Genomic DNA, 20142 nt, shown 5'->3' with positions numbered 1-20142 from the left:
TAACGCAACTGTAATCTTCGTGTGCGGTAACTCGCCGACCGGCGGCCTAGAGTTGATGCATCGGAAAGAGGCAAGCCACAGAGCTGTTCACTTCCGGATCGCCAACCCTCTCATTGCCAAAGGATCGAACATGAAGACTTCCCTCAAGACCTCCCTGACGCTGGCCGCATTGCTCGGCGCGATGGCTAGCCCCGCGCTGGCCGGCAACTATGCCGAAGGCGATCCCCGCCCGGCGCCGCTGAGCTCCAGCACCAGCCGCGCAGCCGTGGCCTTGGACACGCAGCGCTGGCTGCAGAGCTCGATGGACCAGGGCTACCCCGAGGGCAATCCGCGCGCTGTCGTGAGCGTGTCCTCCAACACCCGTGCCACGGTTCAAGCCGACACCCTGGCCTGGATGCGTTCGGGTCTGGCCGCGGCCACGAACGGCGAAGCGGGTGCAGACACAACCCGCCCCGCCTATCGGCAAGCCGCTGCCGAGTACGCGCGCCTGCGCGGTGAACAGCCCGAATTCGGCACACCGGTGGAACGTCTCACCCAGCAGGGTCAACTGCCGGATGCACCCGCGGCGACCGCTCGTCGCTGATGTACGGAGCCGCCAGACACAACGGATACCTTCCCGATATGGGGTCCGACATGAACAATGGCATGCCGCCACGATGACAGAATCAACGCGTGCCCACCGGTTGCGACACGCCAACGGCCTCGGCCGCCTTCGCACTCGTAATTCCGGTGGCAATCTGCTCCCAGAACCGCCGCTCTACCTCTCGCCGAAGCGAAGGAGCACCGGGTGAGCGCATTGCACCTCGCCCCGCTAACTTGTGCATCCACCCCGCGGGTCGTCCCATAAACACCTCCATGATTGAAAGTGTTGCGACGACCGGTTGAATCCGCCGCGGCTTTTTTCAAGATGTCGCGCTCCATCTTGAGCTTGGCCACTTCCTTGCGCAGCCTGGCCAACTCGGCGTCCTGGGCCGTCTGCCTGCCATTGCCCGAGAAGGCCTCCTGCGGCGCCTCACGCAACTCGCGAACCCATTTGCGCAGCACGTTCTCGTGCACATCCAGGTCCTTGGCCGCCTGGGCCACGGTCACCCCGCGCTCGGTGACCAGCTTGACCGCCTCGAGCTTGAACTCTCGGCTGAATGTCCTTCTTCTTCTCTCCATGAACCACATCCGGTTTCATCTTCCACCTGAACGAGGTGTCTTTGAAACCGGCAGCTGCCCACTTGCCGCACAGCCCGTACAAGTGCGAACTGACGACTAGTGAGCGGAACGGCAAGCGCTGGTCTTGGGGATCTACGGTAGATTGGCCGAGAAAAAATCTACTCAATTCGAGCGAAATGGCCAGAGTTCGCCTCCAGTCACAAACTTTGTGGGGGAACGTGGAGCAACAAAATGGCCTGCCCGGAGGGGATCGAACCCCCGACAACCTGCTTAGAAGGCAGGTGCTCTATCCAACTGAGCTACGGGCAGATTCCGGGCTGGAGGCAAGCCCGGAAAATCAACGACTTAGATGCTTTACCTTCAGTCGGCAGCGGCGGATTCTACCGAGTTCCGCGCCTTGACTTGCGGGGCGGGACCGTAGTTCGAAGCCGTGCGGGAGCCGAATCGGTTTTGATTCGGGGGGAAGTCTAATTTCGTAGTCAGGGAAGGCCTGACCGAATCCGCGTGGCGCCAAAGCTGCGCGAGTGGGTTGAACACACTGTTCAGCACGTTTCTTGAGCGTTACATTCCATGGAACTATCAAGGGCGATATGAACGAAGATGGTCAAAAAGCACTGCCATTGCTTTACCTGTCGGTTTCGGGGAAATTCCTTATCGCGTTAATTGGTGCCACCGCGTGGATGGGATTTTCAATATGGGCTGCGGAGGCGTGGCTGGCCGATTTGAAGAATTACCTCGGTACCGTGCTGGCCATTTTCCTGGTATATGGAATCGCCATTATTCCGGGCTTCATGAATGCCTTCATGGCCATAAGCTTGTTGCTCGACAAGAGGCCGACGCATTCCCCGCTGTCTGTCTACCCCCCGATTTCAATTCTGGTGGCCGCTTACAACGAGGAAGCCTCCATTGAGGAGACGCTTGCCAGCATCGGGCGCCAAAATTATCCCGGCGAACTGCAGGTTCTCGTGATCAATGACGGATCCACGGACAACACTTCTCTTGTTGTTCAGCGAATCAAGGATCAATACCCCTGGCTCACCTTCGTCGATCTGAAAAAAAACGGAGGCAAAGCCCGGGCCCTGAATATCGGATTCAAGAAAGTCTTGCACGACCTGGTTGTTACCGTGGATGCCGACTCTTTTCTGTACCGAGGAGCCCTCGCCAGTATTGTCGAGCGTTACCGGGCCGATCCACCCAATACCCGGGCCGTCGCAGGAAAGATCCTGGTCCGGAACTCGAGGCAAAATTGGATTACCCGCTGCCAGGAATGGGACTATTTTCACGGTATCGCAGCAATCAAGCGGGTGCAATCGCTGTTCCAAGGCACATTGGTTGCGCAGGGTGCGTTTTCCATTTACGACCGGGCCGCGCTGATCGAGGTTGGAGGGTGGCCTGAGTGCGTGGGAGAGGACATCGTGCTGACGTGGGCCCTGCTGAAAGCCGGGTACCGGGTGGGTCACTGTGAGGATGCGTGCCTGTTTACCAATGTGCCCAGCACCATCAGGCAGTTGGTCAAGCAGCGCCAGCGATGGGCGCGCGGCATGACCGAGGCCTTTGTCAAGCACCCGGGAATCCTCTTCAAACCCAGGTTGTCGACATTTTTCATTTATTGGAACCTGGTGTTTCCATGGCTGGATCTGGCATACACCATCGGATTCATTCCAGGAATCATATTCGCGCTTTTCGGTTATTACTGGATTGTGGGCGTAATGACGCTCGCGCTGATACCGGCGGCATTCGCGTTGAGTCTTCTGATGTTTTCAATCGAACGCAGAATGTTCAAAAAAACGGGCTTGGTCGTGCGAAAAAATATCCAGGGCTTCTTCGTTTATGTGCTCTTGTACAGCCTGCTGCTGCAGCCCGCCAGTATTCTCGGATATCTGGATGAGCTGTTCAGAAAGCCCAAGGCCTGGGGGACGAAATGATGGGGGCATTGAGATATTCCATTGCCGTCCTCTCTGGGGCCGTGGTGCTGGCTGGACCCTGTAAAGCCGACGAAGAAAAAGGCAAGGAAAAACCAAGCGACATGGCTTTTGGCACGGAATTTTTCCTGACCAGCGACAGCGACAATTTTCAATCGAGGAGGGTGTCGGCCGAATTCTTCCCCGCTTTCGAGAATGCCGATCGCTACCTGGGTTTTCGTCTCTCCGACTACCAATACAAGCAAAATAGCTGGCAAAGGGCCGGAAAGAAGATTTCATTTCTAGCCCGTTCGATCGAATCCAGGACTGGCGATGGAGGGGCCCTGGAGGCCGGCCTGTTTCAGCAGGGAGGACACACGCTGCTGACACTGGACGGCAGTTACCGCATGTCACCCACGAAGAGTACCGCGGTGGAGTTTCTCGTAACCCGCGACTGGGTGGAAACTCCGAAGTCCCTGGACCGCGGGATCGATTTTTCGTTTGTCGGGGTTGCCGTGGACCAGGGGCTGGGAAGCCATTTGACTCTGGTCGGACTGCTGGGGCAGCAATATTTTTCGGACGGCAACCGACGGGACCATGCCCGCCTGCGGCTGATCTATCAGCCGTCACTCGATCTGGGGCTGACCTTGCAGGCGCGCTATCGAACGTACCGAAGCACCCATGAGGACGTGGACAGAGCCTATTTCAATCCGAAGAGCTACAGCGAGTCGATGCTGGCGATCGGCTGGCGGCACCGCTTCCAGGGATGGACGGCTTCCCTGACGGCGGGGCTTGGCAATGAGACGATCAATCACGATTTGAATCAACCAACGAGATTGTTCGACCTGAGCCTTCAAAGTCCGGTCAGGGGCTCGCAGGTATTTCGTTTTGGCGCGGGCTACAGCCGCAGCACTACCTTTTCGGGGCCCAGCTACCACTACCGATACCTGCGCGGCGAATGGGTGGTCCTTTTTTGAGCGCAAGGCCCGCACCCGAAGTGAACACTGCCGACGGCATACAGGGACACCATCACGCAGAAACGAAAATGCGGACAGCCACTTGAGTGACTGTCCGCATTGCGTTTTCTATGGTCGGGGCGAAAGGATTCGAACCTTCGACCCTCTGGTCCCAAACCAGATGCGCTACCAGGCTGCGCTACACCCCGACAAGCCTTTGATTCTAGCCCGGATATTGACTCTTCTCGGACTTCTCAGCGTTTCTCGTACTGCGTCTTGCCAAAAAGAATCTCGCGCTCCTTGTCGCCGGTGATCGGCTGGCGCAGGTCGGCCAGCACTTTCACGCCGCGCTGCACGGCGGGGCGCGCGGCGATGCCGTCGAACCAGGCCTTCAGGTGCGGAAAGTCGGTGAGGGTGATGCCCTGGTTCTCCCAACTGCGAAGCCATGGAAAGATTGCAATGTCGGCAATCGAATAGCTCTTGCCGGCAATGAACCTGTTTTTCGACAACTGCTTGTCGATCACGCCGTACAGGCGCTTGGCTTCGTTGCTGTACCGGTCGATGGCATAGGCGATCTTCTCGGGCGCGTACAGACGGAAGTGGTGCGCCTGACCGAGCATGGGGCCGACGCCGCCCATCTGGAACATGAGCCACTGCAGCACGTCGTAGCGTTCGCGATCGCCGGTGGGCAGAAACTTGCCGGTCTTGCCCGCAAGGTAGACGAGGATGGCGCCCGATTCGAAGAGCGAGATGGGCTTGCCATCGGGACCGTCGGGGTCGGTGATGGCGGGGATCTTGTTGTTCGGGCTGATCTGCAGGAACTCGGGCGCGAACTGATCTCCCTTGCCGATGTTCACGGGGTGCGCGTGGTACGGCAGGCCGCATTCCTCGAGCATGACGTGAACCTTGTGGCCGTTCGGCGTGGGCCAGGAATAGACCTCGATGGGTGATGCGGGCATATCTACTTGCACTCCGTGATGTGATGCGAGCCCGGCAGCATATACGCGGCCTTTCGAACGCGTGCGGGGCGCAAGTGTTTGGCCTGGCTTGGCGGATGGATGCGCGCCTCAAGCCACGGCCGAGGCCTGCGACAGGTGCTGATGGATCAGCGCGACCGCGGCCGCGCCTTCGCCGATGGCGCCGCCCACGCGCTTGACCGAACCCGATCGCACGTCGCCCACGGCGAATACGCCCGGCACGCTCGATTCGAGCGCCGCGGCCGGCCGCGCCGGAAAGCCGCTGCTCGCGGCGGCGCCGGTGAGCACGAAGCCGTGTTTGTCGACGGCCACCCCGCAGCCTTCGAGCCACGAGGCTTCGGGCTCGGCGCCAACGAACAGGAAGATGTTACGCGCCGGGCAGTCATGTTCGGCACCGCTGGTGTGACAGCGCCAGGTCGCTCCGGTGAGGCCTTCGTCGGAGTCGCCGTGCAGGCGTACGAGCTCGGTGTGGGGCTGCAGCGAGATGTTGGGTGTGGCCTCGATGCGATCGATCAGGTAGCGCGACATGCTGGCGGCCAGCGACGGGCCGCGCACGAGCACGTTGACCTTGGCCGCGTGGCGCGACAGGAACACCGCCGCCTGTCCCGCCGAGTTGCCGCCGCCCACCAGCGCCACCTCTTGCTGCGCGCAGATCTTCGCCTCGATGGCCGAGGCCCAGTACCAGATGCCGCGGCCTTCGAATTCGGCGAGACGCGGTACTTCGGGACGCCGGTAGCGCGCGCCGCTGGCAATGACGACGGTGCGCGCATGGATCGTGCGGCCATCGGCCAGGGCAACGGCCAGGCTGTCGAGGGCGTTGTCGCGCGAACAGTCGAGCGACACCACCTTGGCTGGAATCAGCATCTCGACGCCGAACTTCTGCGCCTGCACGAAAGCCCGGCCCGCCAGCGCTTGCCCCGAGATGCCGGTCGGGAAGCCCAGGTAGTTCTCGATGCGCGCGCTCGCGCCCGCCTGGCCGCCGAAGGCGCGGCAGTCGAGCACGATGACGCGCAGGCCTTCGGAGGCCGCATAGACGGCGGTGGCGAGCCCTGCCGGCCCGGCACCGACGACGGCCACGTCGAACAGCTCGTTGCGCTCGGCGGTGTCGACCATGCCCAGGCAGCGCGCGAGCGCGTCGTCAGCCGGGTTGACCAGCACCGAGCCGTCGGGGCACACGGCCAGCAGCTTGCTGGCGCCGTATTGCGCAAGCAGCGCGGCGGCGTCGGGGTCTTCGGCGGCGTCGACCAGGTGATATGGATAGCCGTTGCGGCGAAGAAAGTTCTCCAGCCGTGCCATGTCGGGCGACTGCGGCTGGCCTATCAGCACCGGGCCGCTGGCGCCGGACTCGATCAGCGCCACGCGCCGCAGGATCAGCGCGCGTGTGATGCGCTCGCCCAGGTCGGCTTCGGCCACGAGCAACGCGCGCAACTGCGCGGGGGAGACGAGCAGCGCCTCGACGTCTTCGTCGGCATGGCCATCGACCAGGGCGGGGCGGCCGCTCAACTGGCCGACTTCGGCCAGGAATTCGCCCGGCCCCTGCCGCACGATGGGCACGACGTGGCCAAGGCCGTCGCGCTGCGTGACGGCCACCACGCCCTTGAGCAGCACGAACATGCCGGGACCGGTTTCCCCGGCGGTGAAGAGCCGGCTGCCGCGCGCAAACTGCTGCACGGTGCCGAAGCGCGCAATGCGCGCAATCTCGGTGTCACTGAGGACAGGAAAAGTCTGGTGAAGGCGGTTGCTGTCGGTGCCGTTTGCGTCGAGGGCCATGTGGGGAAACTCCATGTCGCGAATCCACTGCATTAAACGACGAAGCGGCGCGGCGCAACATCGTCATGCGGCTGCAATCTTCCTGACACGCGCGCTTCATGGCAGGTGCGGAGACTCCCTCGGCAGAAAGGGTTCCCCATGAAAGAACTGCCCAACCCGACGTTTCCGCTTTCACAGATCGGGCTGCGCGCGGCCTTGTGGCCCGCTCCCGCGACCGGTGTGCCTGCCGTTGCCCGCACGTCGGTGCCCCAGGCGCCGGCTGTCATCCTGCCGCCGGTTGCCGATACCAAGCAAGGCATCACCGTGGGCTGGGCCCGTCACCTGGACGACGTGCGAGCCGCCCAGCGACTGCGCTACGACGTGTTCGTCGGCGAAATGGGCGCCCGGGTCTCCTCGCCGCTGGCCGGCCACGACATCGACCTGTTCGACGATTTCTGCGAACACCTGCTGGTGCGCGACGAGCTGACGCAGCAGGTCATCGGTACTTACCGCGTGCTCACGCCGGCCCAGGCCCGCCGCGTCGGCAGCACCTACAGCGACACCGAGTTCGACCTCACCCGGCTGCGCGACCTGCGCGAGCGCATGGTCGAGCTGGGCCGCAGCTGCGTGCATCCGGACCACCGCCAGGGCGGCGTGATCCTCGCGCTGTGGGGTGCACTGGCTGGCTTCATGCATCGCAACAAGCTCGACACGATGATCGGCTGCGCGAGCATTCCGATGTCACACAACGGTGTCACGAACGGCGACGCGGCGGCCAGCATCTGGCGCCAGGTGTCGGCCAAGCACATGGCGCCGATCCAGTACCAGGTGCAGCCCCGCCTGCCGCTGCCGGTCGAGCGTCTCGACAGCACGCTCGACGTGGAGCCGCCGGCGCTCATCAAGGGCTACCTGCGGCTGGGCGCCAAGGTGCTCGGCGCGCCGGCCTGGGACCCGGACTTCAACGCGGCCGACCTGCCGATGCTGATGCGCATCGACGATTTGCCGGCGCGCTACCGCAAGCATTTCCTGGGCGCATGAAGCCGGCGGCTGCCCCGTCCCACAATGGGCACAAGACGGCGGCGGTGGCGTCACGAGAATGTCATGAGAGCGTCACAAATGACATCGACACTGTCATATTTCCGCCTACGTGTGCTCCCGTGCCGCTTGCTCCAGAATCAGTGCCCATGTCACTCGCCCCCGCAGACCGGTCGCCAGCCGTCGCGGCGCCCACGTTCACGCTGCTCGACCGCGACCACAGCATCCTGTCATTCAATGAACGGGTGCTCGACTGGGCCCATCGGCCCGAGGTGCCGCTGATCGAGCGGCTGCGCTACCTTTGCATCGTGTCTTCCAACCTCGATGAGTTCTTCGAGGTTCGCGCCGCGCCGCACCTGATCGCGGGCAGCGCCGGCGACCGCAAGGGCGTCTACACCGTCGAGTCGTTCGAGCGGCTGGCCGAAGCGGCACACAAGCTCGTGGCGCGCCAGTACGCGCTGTACAACGACGAGTTGATGCCGACCTTTGCCACGCACGGCATCCACATCATTTCGCACGGCGAGCGCAATCCGGCTCAGCGCAAGTGGGTCGGCGAATACTTCGAACGCGAGGTGCGCCCGCTGCTGATCCCGGTCGGGCTCGACCCGGCGCATCCGTTTCCGCAGGTGGCCAACAAGTCGCTCAACTTCATCGTGCGGCTGGGTGGCAAGGACGCGTTCGGGCGCGAGAACCCGATCCAGATCGTGAAGGTGCCTCGCGTGCTGCCGCGCCTGATCAAGATGCCGGCCAAGGTGTCGGACGGCAAGACGCTCTTCGTGGCGCTGTCGAGCGTGGTGCGTGCGCACCTTGCCAGCATGTTCCCGGGGCGGGAGGTGGGCGATTTTTCGCAGTTCCGCGTCACTCGGCATTCCGACCTGGCAGTGGACGAGGAAGACGTGAAGAACCTGCGCACCGCCTTGCGCCAGGGGCTGCAGCATCGCCACTACGGGCAGGCCGTGCGACTGGAGGTGTCGGCGAGCTGCGCCGAGTCGCTCGCGAGCTTTCTGCTGGCGCAGTTCAACCTGCCGCTGCAGTCCCTGTACCGCGTGCACGGGCCGGTCAACCTGGCACGGCTCACGCAATTGGCTGACTTGCTCGAGGAGCCGCAGTTGCGGTTTCCGCCATACCCGGCGTCGTACCCGGTCACGCTGTCGCCGGCGCAGTCGTTCTTCGAGCGACTGCAGCGCGGCGACGTCCTGATCCACCAGCCCTTCGAGAGCTTCGAGGGTGTGCTTGCGTTCCTTCGCGAAGCGGTGCTCGATCCGCATGTACTGGCGATCAAGCAGACCATCTATCGCACGGGTACCGATTCCGAACTGATGGACCTGTTGCGCGAAGCGGTGCGCCGCGGCAAGGAAGTCACGGTGGTGGTGGAGCTGAAGGCACGCTTCGACGAAGAGGCCAACATCAACTGGGCCGAGATGCTCGAGTCGATCGGCGCGCAGGTGGTGTACGGCGTGGTCGGCCTGAAGACCCACGCCAAGATGCTGCTGGTGACGCGGCGCGAGGGCAAGCAGATGCGCCGCTACGGCCATCTGTCCACGGGCAACTACAACCCGCGCACGGCCAGGCTCTACACCGACATCAGCCACCTCACGGCCGACGCGCTGCTGACGGCCGACATGGAAGCGGTCTTCGTGCACATGGCCAGCCAGAGCCGGCTGCCCAGACTCAACCGCATGTGGCTGGCGCCGTTCGACCTGCACAAGAACATCACGGCGCAGATCGATGCGCTGGGCATGGCCGCTGCGGCGGGCCACCCCACGCGCATCGTCGCCAAGATGAACGCGCTGACCGACGAGGAGATCATCGCCTCGCTGATCCGCGCGGGACAGAAGGGCGTGAAGATCGACCTGATCGTGCGCGGTGCGTGCACGCTGCCCGCGCAGGTGCCGGGGCTGACCGACAACATCCGCGTGCGCTCGGTGATCGGGCGCTTCCTGGAGCATTCGCGGGTCTTCTATTTCCGCAACGGCGAGGACGAGTCGCTGTACCTGTCGAGTGCCGACTGGATGAACCGCAACATGATGCGGCGTATCGAACTCGCTTGGCCCGTGACGGACCCCGCGCTGCGCCAGCGGCTGATCGACGAATGCCTGGTGGCCTATCTGCACGACGGGCGCGATGCCTGGGACCTGGGCGCAGACGGCATTTACGCGCGCGTCGACCACGACACGCATCCGGGCGAGGACGGCGCGGCGCGCGCCATCGAGGCTCATGGTGCGCAGGCTGCGCTCATGAACCGCTATGCTTCACGAGGGCATCTGCGCGATGCATCCACCAACTGACGCACGAAAGACCATGACCATGGACTTGATCTTCTGGCGCCACGCCGAAGCCGAGGACTGGACCGAGGGTTGCGACGACATGCAGCGCTCGCTCACCCCGCGCGGTGAGAAGCAGGCCAAGCGGATGGCCGGCTGGCTGGACCGCCAGTTGCCCGACGGCACGCGCATCATCTGCAGCCCCGCGCGGCGCTGCGAGCAGACCGCGCTGGCCCTGGGCCGCAAGTACAAGCTGCGTTCGGAACTCGCGCCCGACACCACGCCCGAGGCGCTGCTCGGTGCGGCCGGCTGGCCCAACGGCAAATCGGTGGTGCTGATGATCGGCCACCAGCCCTCGGTGGGGCAGGCCATCTCGCTCCTGCTCGGCCTCAAGCAGGACAGCTGTCCGGTGCGCAAGGGCGCGCTGTGGTGGATCCGCACGCGCGAGCGCGACGGCGACGTGCAGACCGTCGTCGTCACGGTGCAGTCGCCCGAGCTCATCTAGCCCCCCGGCCTGCCGCTTCCGGGCAGGCGCTTTGTCATGGTTGCAGACCGGGTGGGGCGGGGCGCTTGTCTCCCTGGAAAAGGGGCGCACCGCTCATGTGCGCAAGCGGCGCAATTTCTACAGTGACTCCACGGCAGTTCGCTTGACCCCGATGAGGGGAAAGGCCATTGCCAGTCGGCCACCTCACTGGGGAACACGCATGAAACTGCTCAACCTCTCGCCAAGAAGCTTCACGAACCTGCTGCGGGAAAGCGCAGGCATGTCGTTGAAAATGCTGACTCCCTTGCTTGTTGCCGCAGCCCTTGTGTCAGGGTGCGCGACGGACAAACCCCTGCCTGCGCTGCAGGTCAGCCGCGATGCCGCCCGGTCGGTGGCGAAGGTCGAAATCATCTACAACCAGGAGGACGAACTGATCGTCGTGGATGGCGGTGGTTCGGGGCTGACGAGCTTTGCCGGGTTCCTGGGGCCCATCGGCGCGCTGCTGGCACTTGGCATCGATACCAACAGCCGGATGACGACGGCCGACCGCACGGACCGGCGCAGCAAGGAGTTCACGGCCGCGGTGAGGAACAGCGGTGTGCCCATGGGGCTCAACAGCTATTTCGCAGAGCGGCTGGCGGCGCGCCTGCGGGACGGCGGCCGCGAGGTGAAGCTGACGCCTTTCATGCGCGCGACTGGAAAGCTCCCCGAGATGCAGGTGCCGGAACTCCAGCCGACCCCCGGCTACAGCACGTTGATCCTGCGGATCACGACTGCCTATGGGGCATCCGATGCGACTTCGAGCTTCAAGCCCATCGTGGCGGTCGAGCAGTTGCTGAGAGACGAGCATCAGGCTGTCCTCTACCAGGCAAGCCATACCTCCGATTTGAGTCAGCCGACCTACTTCCGGTATGACGGCCTGCTCAATGACCCCGCGGTTGCCCGGGAAGGGCTGAGGCAAGGGCTTGCCCAGGTCGTTCAGCCTGCCTATGCCGGCATGTTCGGGGACGACGAGCCTCGCATGGCCCATGTGGCAGCCGGTCGGACGATTGGCCCCGACCCCAAGTAAAGCGGCTCAGGCCCCGCTGAGTTCCACGCGCCAGGTGCTGGTCTTCTGCCAGGCCTGCACTTCCTCGCGCAGGAGGTGTGCGGACTGCGGATAGGCCTCGGCCCAGTCGGGCGCGCAGGCAATCGTGAAAGCCCTGGCGCCCAATGCCGCGAGATGCAGCGCGAGCGGATCGGGATCGCGGCGTGCATGGCACAGGATGATCGCGAGCCGAAGCGACAGCAGCTGCATGACGAAGGTCTCGTCGTCCAGCGCGATTTCGAGCTTGCGCAGCTTGCCGCGCTGGCCAAGCACCAGCTGGCCGAGCGCGTGCATCTCGTTCACCGCGAAGCCGGGCGCGTCGGTGTTGTCGAGGATGTAGGCGCCGTGCTTGTGATAGTCGCTGTGCGAGACCAGCGTGCCGATCTCGTGCAGCTGCGCCGCCCAGCCCAGTTTGCGCAATGCGCGGCCGGCGCGGCTCGACGTGCTGCCGCCGCGCGCGGCGGGGGAGAGCTGCACGAACAGCGACGCGGCCGTTTCGCCCACGCGCTTGGCCTGGGCCGCATCGACCGAAAACCGGCTGGCCAGACGGGCCACGGTGGCCGTGCGCATGTCGGCCACGCTCTCGTCGCGTTCCAGCAACTCGTAGAGCACGCCGTGGCGCAATGCACCCTGCGCCACCTTCATCTCCTCGATGCCGAGCAGGTCGAACACCGCGCGCAGCACGCTCACGCCGCCGCCGATGACGGCCTTGCGGTCTTCCCGCATGCCGTCGATGCGCAGCTTGTCGGCGCTGCCGGCCTTGAGCAAGCGGTCGAGCAGCCAGTCGAGGCCTTCGCGGGTGACCAGGCCCGATTCGGCGCCCGCGGCAGCGAGCACGTCGCCGACCGCGCCGATGGTGCCCGAGGCGCCGTAGGCCACGTCCCACTGGTCGCGGGTGTAGCTGCCGAGCGCGTCGTCGAGCACGGCCTTGGCGGCCACTTCGGCGGCGCGGAAGGCTGCGGGCGTGAACTGGCCCTCGGCGAAGTGCTTCATCGACCAGGCGACGCTGCCGACGCGGTACGACTCGACCAGTTCGGCCTCGAGCGCGTGGCCGATGATCATTTCGGTGGAGCGCCCGCCGATGTCGACCACCAGCCGGCGCTCGCGCTCGGATGCGTCGGTGTGCGGGAGCATGTGCGCCACGCCCTGATAGATGAGGCGGGCCTCTTCCCGGCCCGGGATCACGTCGATGCCGAAGCCCAGGATGGTGCGTGCACGCAGCAGGAACTCTTCGCGGTTGCGTGCTTCGCGCAGCGTTTGCGTGGCTACGGCTCGCACCTGCGAGCGCTTGAAGCCGGCCAGCCGCTCGCCGAAGCGAGCGAGGGCGTCCCAGCCGCGCTGCATGGCTTCGGTGGTGAGGTTGCGCGCGCTGTCCAGTCCGTTGCCCTGGCGCACGGTCTCCTTGAGGTATTCGGTGCGGTGGATCTGGCCGTGATCGACCTGTCCGATTTCGAGCCTGAAGCTGTTCGAGCCCAGGTCGACTGCTGCGAGGCGGGTGCCGTTTTGCATGTGGTTCCGAGAAGAAGGCGGGTGTCTTGTTGTGTTTGATCGTAGCGCCGTGACAGAGCGCGCAGCCTCCAGATTCGCGCGACAGCGAGGTTCGCAAGGCTAGGCGCGGACCATGACGGTTGCGTGACAGCGTCACATGGATCGCGGGGGAAACGAAGGCATTTTCCCTCGACAGAGGGGTGTCACACCGATGTCACACAAGCTTTCTAGAGTCCGTTCAAGCCCAAAAAAGGGACTACTTCTTACTTCTAAAGGAAGCTTCATGAAAACGACGTTCAAATTTGCAACAGCCGGCCTGGTGGCCGCGGTGTTCTCCATTTCCGCCTTCGCCCAGGACGTGACCGGCGCCGGCGCCAGCTTCCCGGCACCGCTGTACGCCAAGTGGGCGTCCGACTTCAACAAGGCCACCGGCGTCAAGATCAACTACCAGTCGGTCGGCTCGGGCGCCGGCATCAAGCAGATCGAAGCCAAGACCGTCGATTTCGGCGCTTCGGACGCTCCCCTGAAGGACGACGAACTGCAGGCCAAGGGCCTGATGCAGTTCCCCACCGTCATCGGCGGCGTGATCCCCGTGGTCAACATTCCCGGCATCAAGCCCGGTGAGCTGAAGCTCAACGGCCAGGTCTTGGGCGACATCTACCTCGGCAAGGTCACCAAGTGGAACGACCCCGCCATCAAGGCGCTGAACGGTTCGCTGAACCTGCCCGACGCCGCCATCGCCCCGGTTCGCCGCGCCGACGGCTCGGGCACCAGCTTCCTGTTCACCAACTACCTGAGCAAGGTCAACGCCGAGTGGAAGAGCAAGGTCGGCGAAGGCACGGCCGTGAACTGGCCCACCGGCGCGGGCGGCAAGGGCAATGAAGGCGTCGCAGCCTTCGTGAACCGCCTGCCCAACTCGATCGGCTACGTCGAGTACGCCTACGTCAAGCAGAACAAGATGACGTACGCCCAACTGCAGAACGCCGCCGGCACCTTCGTGTCGCCCGACGACTCGGCCTTCAAGGCCGCCGCCGCCGGCGCCGACTGGAACAAGAGCTTCTACCAGGTGCTGACCAACCAGGCCGGCAAGGATGCATGGCCCATCACCGGTGCCACCTTCATCCTGATGCACAAGGTGCAGGACAAGCCCGCCAACGCCACTACCGTGCTCAAGTTCTTCGACTGGGCCTACAAGAGCGGCGACAAGACGGCCGACGACCTCGACTACGTGCCGATGCCCGACGCCGTGAAGGCGAGCATCGCCAAGGCATGGGGTGAAGTGAAGGATGCGTCGGGCAAGGCCGTCGCGTTCAAGTAATCCACCCATCAGTCCAGAAGAACGGCGTGTCCATGAGCAAACCCTCGCTCCAGGACGCGCCGCTTTCGTCTTTGCCGGAGCGACCTGTGTCATCCACCTTTCCCGCCGCTGCCACCTCCCTCGACCTCGCGGCCGAGCGCGGTCGTGCCACCGCCCCTCCGCCGCCCGTGAAGGCAGCGCGCTCCGGCCCGATGGCCGACCGGCTGTTCGGCTGGGCCGCCAAGGGCGCCGCGCTGCTGACGCTCGCGATGCTCATCGGCATCCTGCTGTCGCTGATCGCCGGCGCCTGGCCCGCCATTTCGAAGTACGGCCTCGGCTTCCTCACGAGCAGCGTGTGGGACCCGGTCAAGGACGAGTACGGCGGCCTGGTCATGATCTACGGCACGCTGGCCACCTCGATCATCGCGCTGGTGATCGCGGTGCCCGTGAGCTTCGGCATTGCGCTCTTCCTCACCGAACTTTCGCCCAGCTGGCTCAAGCGCCCGCTGGGCACGGCCATCGAACTGCTGGCGGCGGTGCCCTCCATCGTGTACGGCATGTGGGGCCTGCTGGTGTTCGGGCCGATCCTTTCCACCTGGGTGCAGCAGCCGCTGCAGAAGCTGCTGGGCGGCGTGCCTTACCTCGGCACACTGGTCTCCGGCCCGCCGGTGGGCATCGGCATTCTGTCGGCCGGCATCATCCTGGCGATCATGATCATTCCGTTCATCGCCTCGGTGATGCGCGACGTGTTCGAGGTCACGCCGCCGCTGCTGAAGGAGTCGGCCTACGGTCTCGGCTCGACCACTTGGGAAGTCGTCTCCAAGGTGGTGCTGCCCTACACCAAGGCCGGCGTCATCGGCGGCATCATGCTCGGCCTGGGCCGGGCGCTGGGTGAAACGATGGCGGTCACGTTCGTGATCGGCAACATGAACCAACTCAACTCGCTGTCGGTGTTCGAGGCTGCGAACAGCATCACCTCGGCACTGGCCAACGAATTCGCCGAAGCCGGCGCGGGCCTGCACCAGGCTGCTCTGATGTACCTCGGCCTCGTGCTGTTCTTCATCACCTTCGTCGTGCTGTCGCTCTCCAAGATGCTGCTGGCCAAGATGAAGAAGAGCGAAGGAACCAAATCGTGAGTACCGCTCAAAACCTCTTGAACGCCAAGGCGCTTGCCGAAACGCGCCAGGCCCGGTTCGCTTCGCGCAACCGCGTCAACAAGATCGCGCTCACGCTGTCGCTCGCTGCGATGGCTTTCGGTGTGTTCTGGCTGGTGTGGATCCTCTGGGAAACGCTGCGCCAGGGCGTGGGCGGCCTGGCCATCGCCACCTTCACCGAGATGACGCCGCCGCCGAACGAGGTGGGCGGCATCGCGAACGCGATCTTCGGTTCGTTCGTGATGGTGGCGCTGGCCACCTTCGTGGGCACGCCCATCGGCATCATGGCCGGCATCTACCTGGCCGAGTACAACCCCAAGGGCTGGCTCGCATCCGTCACGCGTTTCGTCAACGACATCCTGCTGTCGGCGCCGTCGATCGTGATCGGCCTGTTCGTCTATGCCGTGGTGGTGGCCTATTTCAAGACCTTCTCGGGCCTGGCCGGTGCGCTGGCGCTTGCACTGATCGTGATCCCGGTGGTCATCCGCACCACCGAGAACATGCTGCAGCTGGTGCCGCCGGGCCTGCGCGAAGCGGCCTACGCGCTGGGAACGCCGAAGTGGAAGGTCATCCTGAGCATCACGCTGCGCGCTGCACGCGCCGGTGTGGTCACGGGCGTGCTGCTTGCTGTGGCGCGCATCGCGGGCGAAACCGCGCCGCTGCTCTTCACCGCTCTGAACAACCAGTTCTGGACCGCCGACGTGAGCCAGCCGATGGCCAGCCTGCCGGTCACGATCTTCAAGTTCGCGATGAGCCCGTACGAGAACTGGCAACAGCTGGCATGGGCCGGCGTGTTCCTGATCACGATTGCCGTGCTCGCCCTCAACATCCTGGCGCGGGTCCTGACGCGCACCAAACACTGAATCCAGAAGAAGACAACATGCCAAACACCGTCGCACAACAACCGTCGCGCTCGAAGATCTCGGTCAAGGACCTGAACTTCTACTACGGCAAGTTCCACGCGCTCAAGGGCATCAACCTCGAGATTCCCGAGAACAAGGTCACCGCTTTCATCGGCCCCTCGGGCTGCGGCAAGTCGACTCTGCTGCGGACCTTCAACCGCATGTTCGAGCTCTACCCGGAGCAGCGTGCCGAAGGCACCATCGCCCTGGACGGCGAGAACCTGCTTACCTCCAAGCAGGACGTGGCGCTGATCCGCGCCAAGGTCGGCATGGTGTTCCAGAAGCCCACGCCGTTCCCGATGTCGATCTACGACAACATCGCCTTCGGCGTGAAGCTGTTCGAGAATCTCTCGGCCAGCGAAATGGACGACCGCGTCGAGTGGGCCCTGAAGAAGGCCGCCCTGTGGACCGAAGTGCGCGACAAGCTGCAGCAAAGCGGCTCGGGCCTCTCGGGCGGCCAGCAGCAGCGCCTGTGCATTGCGCGCGGCATCGCGATCAAGCCCGAAGTGCTGCTGCTCGACGAACCGTGCTCCGCGCTCGACCCGATCTCCACCGCGAAGATCGAGGAACTGATCGCCGAGCTGAAGAATGAATACACAGTGGTCATCGTGACGCATAACATGCAGCAGGCCGCCCGCTGCAGCGACTACACCGCCTACATGTACCTCGGCGACCTGATCGAATTCGGTGCGACGGAACAGATGTTCTTCAAGCCGCAGCGCAAAGAAACCGAGGACTACATCACCGGCCGTTTCGGCTAAGGAGACACCATGACCGAGAAACACCTTTCCAGCCAGTTCGACAGCGAACTCAACGGCGTCTCGTCGCGCGTGATGGAGCTCGGCGGCATGGTCGAGTCGCAGATTCACCAGGCTGTGTACGCGCTGCTGCAGTTCGATACCGAAGCCGCCGACCGCGTGATGGAGACCGAGCACCGCGTCAATGCGATGGAAATCGACATCGACCGCGAGCTGTCGTCCATCATCGCGCGCCGCCAGCCGACCGCCCGCGACCTGCGCCTGCTGATCGCCATCAGCAAGACCACCGCCAACCTCGAGCGCGTGGGCGACGAGGCCAACAAGATCGCGCGCATGGTCAAGTCGATCATCGAGAGCGGTGCGGCCCGCCAGCTGCCGACGACCGAGCTGCGCATCGCGGCCGACCTGGCCTCGGGCCTGCTGCGCACCGCGCTGGACGCCTTCGCGCGCCTGGACACGGCCGCGGCACTGTCGATCCTGAAGGACGACGACCTGATCGACAAGGAGTTCGACGGTTTCGTGCGCAAGCTGGTCACCTACATGATGGAAGACCCGCGCACCATCTCCGCCAGCCTGGACCTGTTGTTCCTGGCCAAGGCCATCGAACGCATCGGCGACCACGCCAAGAACATTGCCGAGTTCATCATCTACATCGTCAAGGGCGCCGATGTGCGGCACACTTCGATGCAGGAAATCGAGTCCGCGCTTCAATGACAAACCCCCAGGCTTGCCCACTTCGTGTGGCCGCCAATCCCCTTGCAGGGGGCAACGCCAGCGGCCCGGCAAAGCCGGTTCCGCGACGTTCGCTGGAAGGGACCGGGGCGACCATCAAGTGAGCAGATAACATGAAGAAACCCCGAGTCCTGATCGTCGAAGACGAGTCCTCGATCGCCGAGCTGATCGCCGTCAACCTGCGCCACAACGGCTTCGAGCCGATCTGGTCTGAAGACGGTGCGGCAGCACAACGCGAGATCGACGCCTTCCTGCCGGACCTGATCCTGCTCGACTGGATGCTGCCGGGCCAGAGCGGCCTGCAACTCGCGCGCCAGTGGCGCAAGGACCCGCGCACCAAGGCCATCCCGATCCTGATGCTGACCGCGCGCGGCGACGAGCCCGACAAGGTGGCCGGCCTCGATGCCGGTGCCGACGACTACATCACCAAGCCTTTCTCCACCCAGGAGATGCTGGCCCGCATCCGTGCGGTGCTGCGTCGTCGGGCGCCGGAAGTGGTGACGGAGCGCGTCGAGATCGGCGAACTGGCGCTCGACACCTCCACCCACCGCGTGACCTGGCAGGGCGGCGCGCTGAAGGTCGGGCCGACCGAGTTCAAGCTGCTGGCCTACCTGATGCAGCATGCCGAGCGCGTGCACAGCCGCGCGCAGCTGCTCGACAAGGTGTGGGGCGACCACGTCTACATCGAGGAGCGCACGGTCGACGTGCACGTCAAGCGCCTGCGCGAATCGCTGGGTGCGGCGGCGCCGATGGTCGAAACCGTCCGCGGAGCGGGCTACCGGCTGACCGCCCAAGTCACGGTTTGACCGCAGTGGCGTCCCTTGGCCGCGGGCGCGGATAATCGCCCGCCATGCCTTTTCGCATAGCTACTTTTTTAATAGCGTCCCTTGCAATAGGAGCGGGCGCTGTCGCGATTTTTGGCTGGAAGTTCGGATGGCTGGGCGCGTGGCTGGGCGCGGTGCTCTGGCTGGTGCTCGATGCCTGGCGCGCCGAGCGGCTGATGCGGGTGCTGCGCAACGACGCGGCGGGCCTGCCGACGAGGGGAGCGGGCGTGTGGGGCGAGCTGTCGGAGCGCATCCGCAAGCTGCTGCGCGACCGCGAGCAGCAGACGCGGCAAGCCGAAGAGCGGCTGCAGGAGTTCCTCGCGGCCATCCAGGCCTCACCCAATGGCGTGGTGCTGCTCGACGAGCAGGGCCGCATCGAATGGTGCAACCAGACGGCCGCCAGCCAGTTCGGCATCGATGCCGAGCGCGACCTTGCGCAGCATCTGGCGAACCTCGTGCGCGATCCGGCCTTCGTCGCCTACCTTGCATCGTGGAACTACAGCCGCGACGTGGTCATCGACGCCTCCGGACCCGGCCACTCGCATCAGCGCCCCCACCTGGTGCGGCTGTCGGTGCAGGTGCATCCCTATGCCGGCAACCGCCGCATGCTTCTGACGCGCGACATCACGGCGCTGGAGCAGGCCGAGGCGATGCGGCGTGATTTCGTGGCGAACGTGTCGCACGAAATCCGCACGCCGCTGACGGTGCTGGCGGGCTTCGTCGAGACGCTGCAGAACCTGCCGCTCGACGCGGACGAACGCATGCGCTACCTGTCGCTGATGGGGCAGCAGTCGCACCGCATGGAAACGCTGGTGAACGACCTGCTGACGCTGTCGCGGCTGGAAGGCAGCGCGGCGCCTTCGGGCAACCAGTGGATCCGCATTCGTGCGCTGCTCGCACAGTGCGAAGACGAGGGCCGCGGGCTGTCGGGCCGTGTGGCGCCGCAGGGACACCGGCTGTCGTTCACCATCGAAGCCGAGTCCGAAGTGTCGGGCGCACCGACCGAGCTGCAGAGCGCGATGTCGAACCTGCTGAGCAATGCCATCCGCTACACGCCAGGCGGCGGCGAGGTGGCGGTGAGCTGGCGGGTGCTGCCTGACGGGCGTGGCGAATACGCGGTGAAAGACACGGGTCCCGGCATTGCCGCCGAGCACATTCCCCGGCTGACCGAGCGCTTCTACCGCATCGACCGCAGCCGTTCGCGCGAGACAGGCGGCACGGGGCTGGGGCTGGCCATCGTCAAGCACATTGCACAGCGGCACGGCACCGAGCTGCGCATCGAAAGCACGGTGGGCAAGGGTTCGCGCTTTGCGCTGGTGTTTCCCGCAGTGCGCGTGCGGGAAGCGCGCGTGCTGGCCAGGTAGCAGGCAGCT

Annotated in this window: 17 protein-coding genes, 2 tRNA genes and 2 pseudogenes; 14 read left to right on the top strand and 7 right to left on the bottom strand. The window is 64.5% G+C overall.

Annotation, left to right across the window (positions count from 1 at the left end; translation table 11 throughout):
- The first annotated feature begins 130 nt into the window (after positions 1-130).
- Complete coding sequence (locus tag ACEN9N_RS11700) at positions 131-583, top strand: hypothetical protein (protein ID WP_495656110.1); 453 nt, start codon at positions 131-133, stop codon at positions 581-583.
- A gap of 85 nt (positions 584-668) precedes the next feature.
- On the opposite strand, the pseudogene ACEN9N_RS11695 reads toward ACEN9N_RS11700, so the two are convergent.
- The 3 genes and pseudogenes from ACEN9N_RS11695 to ACEN9N_RS11685 all read right to left on the bottom strand — a co-directional run.
- Positions 669-824 (bottom strand): annotated as a pseudogene (locus ACEN9N_RS11695) (IS30 family transposase); the annotation flags it as partial.
- Positions 825-897: 73 nt separating this feature from the next.
- A pseudogene (locus tag ACEN9N_RS11690) lies at positions 898-1161 on the bottom strand (transposase); the annotation flags it as partial.
- A gap of 232 nt (positions 1162-1393) precedes the next feature.
- Positions 1394-1470: transfer RNA gene (locus tag ACEN9N_RS11685), tRNA-Arg, on the bottom strand.
- Positions 1471-1751: 281 nt separating this feature from the next.
- Between ACEN9N_RS11685 and ACEN9N_RS11680 the strand changes: the two genes are divergently transcribed.
- Both ACEN9N_RS11680 and ACEN9N_RS11675 read left to right on the top strand, forming a co-directional pair.
- On the top strand, positions 1752-3086 hold the full coding sequence (locus ACEN9N_RS11680; RefSeq protein ID WP_495656109.1) for a glycosyltransferase family 2 protein: 1335 nt from the start codon (positions 1752-1754) through the stop codon (positions 3084-3086).
- Positions 3086-4039 (top strand): porin family protein, encoded by a 954-nt coding sequence (locus ACEN9N_RS11675; protein ID WP_413313195.1) that lies wholly within the window; start codon positions 3086-3088, stop codon positions 4037-4039. The genes ACEN9N_RS11680 and ACEN9N_RS11675 overlap by 1 nt, the downstream gene beginning before the upstream one ends.
- A gap of 111 nt (positions 4040-4150) precedes the next feature.
- On the opposite strand, the gene ACEN9N_RS11670 is transcribed toward ACEN9N_RS11675, so the two are convergent.
- From ACEN9N_RS11670 to ACEN9N_RS11660, 3 genes are all read right to left on the bottom strand, one after another.
- A tRNA-Pro gene (locus tag ACEN9N_RS11670) sits at positions 4151-4227 on the bottom strand.
- 45 nt (positions 4228-4272) lie between these two features.
- Complete coding sequence (locus ACEN9N_RS11665; protein WP_007836635.1) at positions 4273-4977, bottom strand: glutathione binding-like protein; 705 nt, start codon at positions 4975-4977, stop codon at positions 4273-4275.
- Positions 4978-5085: 108 nt separating this feature from the next.
- Positions 5086-6765 carry an FAD-dependent oxidoreductase gene (locus ACEN9N_RS11660; protein WP_413313109.1) on the bottom strand — a complete coding sequence of 560 codons (1680 nt, stop codon included), beginning with the start codon at positions 6763-6765 and terminating at the stop codon, positions 5086-5088.
- A gap of 138 nt (positions 6766-6903) precedes the next feature.
- Between ACEN9N_RS11660 and ACEN9N_RS11655 the strand changes: the two genes are divergently transcribed.
- From ACEN9N_RS11655 to ACEN9N_RS11640, 4 genes are all read left to right on the top strand, one after another.
- Positions 6904-7782: a GNAT family N-acetyltransferase gene (locus ACEN9N_RS11655; protein ID WP_007836639.1), complete on the top strand. Its 879-nt coding sequence runs from the start codon at positions 6904-6906 to the stop codon at positions 7780-7782.
- Positions 7783-7928: 146 nt separating this feature from the next.
- Positions 7929-10067, top strand: a complete 2139-nt coding sequence (ppk1, locus tag ACEN9N_RS11650) for a polyphosphate kinase 1 (protein WP_495656108.1) — start codon at positions 7929-7931, stop codon at positions 10065-10067.
- Between the two features lie 19 nt (positions 10068-10086).
- The gene (locus ACEN9N_RS11645) at positions 10087-10548 is read left to right on the top strand and encodes a SixA phosphatase family protein (RefSeq protein WP_413313111.1); all 462 of its coding nucleotides are present in this window, start codon (positions 10087-10089) and stop codon (positions 10546-10548) included.
- A gap of 199 nt (positions 10549-10747) precedes the next feature.
- A complete protein-coding gene (locus ACEN9N_RS11640) occupies positions 10748-11596 on the top strand; it encodes a hypothetical protein (protein ID WP_495656107.1) in 849 nt (282 codons plus the stop codon).
- Between the two features lie 6 nt (positions 11597-11602).
- Here the strand turns inward: ACEN9N_RS11640 and ACEN9N_RS11635 are convergent, their stop codons facing one another.
- Positions 11603-13123 carry a Ppx/GppA phosphatase family protein gene (locus ACEN9N_RS11635; protein WP_007836646.1) on the bottom strand — a complete coding sequence of 507 codons (1521 nt, stop codon included), beginning with the start codon at positions 13121-13123 and terminating at the stop codon, positions 11603-11605.
- Between the two features lie 262 nt (positions 13124-13385).
- Here ACEN9N_RS11635 and pstS point away from each other — a divergent pair, with 262 nt between their 5' ends.
- From pstS to phoR, 7 genes are all read left to right on the top strand, one after another.
- The gene (gene pstS / locus ACEN9N_RS11630) at positions 13386-14420 is read left to right on the top strand and encodes a phosphate ABC transporter substrate-binding protein PstS (protein WP_007836647.1); all 1035 of its coding nucleotides are present in this window, start codon (positions 13386-13388) and stop codon (positions 14418-14420) included.
- A 32-nt stretch (positions 14421-14452) separates the two neighbouring features.
- Positions 14453-15535 carry a phosphate ABC transporter permease subunit PstC gene (pstC, locus tag ACEN9N_RS11625; protein WP_007836648.1) on the top strand — a complete coding sequence of 361 codons (1083 nt, stop codon included), beginning with the start codon at positions 14453-14455 and terminating at the stop codon, positions 15533-15535.
- Positions 15532-16416 carry a phosphate ABC transporter permease PstA gene (pstA, locus tag ACEN9N_RS11620; protein ID WP_007836649.1) on the top strand — a complete coding sequence of 295 codons (885 nt, stop codon included), beginning with the start codon at positions 15532-15534 and terminating at the stop codon, positions 16414-16416. The genes pstC and pstA overlap by 4 nt, the downstream gene beginning before the upstream one ends.
- 17 nt (positions 16417-16433) lie before the next feature.
- On the top strand, positions 16434-17216 hold the full coding sequence (pstB, locus tag ACEN9N_RS11615) for a phosphate ABC transporter ATP-binding protein PstB (RefSeq protein WP_007836650.1): 783 nt from the start codon (positions 16434-16436) through the stop codon (positions 17214-17216).
- A 9-nt stretch (positions 17217-17225) separates the two neighbouring features.
- Positions 17226-17927: a phosphate signaling complex protein PhoU gene (phoU, locus tag ACEN9N_RS11610; protein WP_007836651.1), complete on the top strand. Its 702-nt coding sequence runs from the start codon at positions 17226-17228 to the stop codon at positions 17925-17927.
- Between the two features lie 131 nt (positions 17928-18058).
- On the top strand, positions 18059-18751 hold the full coding sequence (gene phoB, locus ACEN9N_RS11605; protein ID WP_007836652.1) for a phosphate regulon transcriptional regulator PhoB: 693 nt from the start codon (positions 18059-18061) through the stop codon (positions 18749-18751).
- A gap of 44 nt (positions 18752-18795) precedes the next feature.
- Positions 18796-20133, top strand: a complete 1338-nt coding sequence (gene phoR, locus ACEN9N_RS11600) for a phosphate regulon sensor histidine kinase PhoR (protein ID WP_495656106.1) — start codon at positions 18796-18798, stop codon at positions 20131-20133.
- Positions 20134-20142 lie beyond the last annotated feature (9 nt).

The sequence above is a fragment of the Variovorax sp. Varisp46 genome (assembly GCF_059491885.1).
This window is presented reverse-complemented; position numbering and strand designations above follow the sequence as displayed.